Origin of the sequence: Methanosaeta sp. UBA458, assembly GCF_002496085.1 — an archaeon.
Lineage (GTDB): Archaea > Halobacteriota > Methanosarcinia > Methanotrichales > Methanotrichaceae > Methanothrix > Methanothrix soehngenii.
The window spans coordinates 1,370-2,849 of the sequence record NZ_DAIK01000148.1; the positions used below are offsets into that span (position 1 = coordinate 1,370).

General features: G+C 50.3%; 2 protein-coding genes. Both read right to left on the minus strand.

Going from position 1 to position 1,480, the window contains the following annotated elements:
* Positions 1-570: 570 nt before the first annotated feature.
* Positions 571-894, minus strand: a complete 324-nt coding sequence (locus BP822_RS11215; protein WP_048132461.1) for a carboxymuconolactone decarboxylase family protein — start codon at positions 892-894, stop codon at positions 571-573.
* Positions 895-1,174: 280 nt separating this feature from the next.
* A partial coding sequence (locus tag BP822_RS11220; RefSeq protein WP_286878304.1) for a CBS domain-containing protein occupies positions 1,175-1,480 on the minus strand: 306 nt, incomplete at its 5' end.

Below are 1,480 nucleotides of genomic sequence, written 5' to 3' on the forward strand. Positions count from 1 at the left end.
CCTCTAACTGGCCCATTAATCCTTGTAAGTAGCAGAATTTTATGTGTCGCGTCTCGCCATTTCTATGCTTGGTCGAGGCGAGCTGTCACTTCCGTTCAGATACGCATACGGCGGCTTGCTGGCAGAGCCTATAGCGGACAGCGATAGCTCCTCCTGAGATAAGTGTCGCTGGCAGAGCATGACAAATCATGTGCGGTTTTCATGCCTGCTAGCACAGCGGTGAGAAGGTCTCTTTTCTGGCTGACCTGGCAGACGTATCTCTTTGCAGTGTTTCTATACTCTCATAGAAGAGAGGATCCTCTTTAAGACGGTCATCCCCGCTCCCCAGAACGAGAGAACCGCGCGGTTTTGGAGATTTTGAGAGAACGAAGAAGGCCGAGGAGAAGGAACTGGCCCGAGATCGAGGCTCTGAAGGCACCCATGAACCCGCCCTTAAAGTCCTATGAGGGTAACGTTTTTTCGTTTGCTGCACCTAGCCACCAGGAGGCTGAGAATGCGGCGCATGATCACGGAGGATAGAATCGCCTTTTTCTTATAAGATTGAGAAAAACAACAAAAAATTGAAAAGGTTTATTTCTCCATCACTTCGCCCAATATCTTCATGCCTTTCGTGAAGGGCGGCATTCCCGACGTGAGGAGAACGACCCTCAGTACATCCACTATCTCATCCTTGGTTACGCCAAACTCCTTTATGGCGCTTATCATCTGCTTCTTTGTAGCCCTTTCGTCGGAAGCAGCTGCATTGATCCCCATGGCGATGAGCTTCTGGGTCCTATAATCCAGGACCTTGCCGGTGTAAGCTGCCTCGTTCAGGGCTACTATGGCCTCATACAGATCCGGATAATCTCTCTTTACCATGGCCATGCCTTCGCCGAAGAATACCTGTTCTTTCATGCAATTCACCAATTAATTTACTACCTGCCTGAAGTTATAGATTGCTGTTAAGAGGATGTCTCTTTGCAGCCGTTGACCTTCAGACTCGCTTGGTCGAGAAAATGCAAGTCAGTTGCATGTACCATGTACCCCGCTAAGTCGAACTTGGATTGGGCAACAGCGTAGTAGTCGCGGACTGCGTCGAATTCAAGCCTGTGGAGAACTCGAAGGTGCTCGATGAAGCAGGAAGCCCCTGCCCCTTCAGGGACAAGGGAAGAAGTCGCCGCACTTTTTGTCCATTCTACTTTAAAGCCTCGTCCTGGCTTCTTTTCATCTCCCTCTCATAAGCCCTGATCACATCCGAGCGGGTGATGATGCCAATCAGCTTCTGCGCATTGTCTTTTTCCACCACTGCCAGCCTTCCAACGTCATTTTCATACATGAGATCCATGGCCATCTTGGCCGACTGGTGGGGATTAATGGTGATAGGAGCCCTGACCGCCACCTCCTTTACTGTCATCTTCTCCTGCTCATGCGGGGGAATTCTCCTGATATCATCAAAGGTTATCATCCCCACCAGACGGCCTTCATCCACCACGGGGAAACC

Coding starts and splice junctions, on each gene's coding strand:
- BP822_RS11215 (WP_048132461.1), bottom strand. CDS start 894: ATGAAAGAACAGGTATTCTTCGGCGAAGGCATGGCCATGGTAAAGAGA.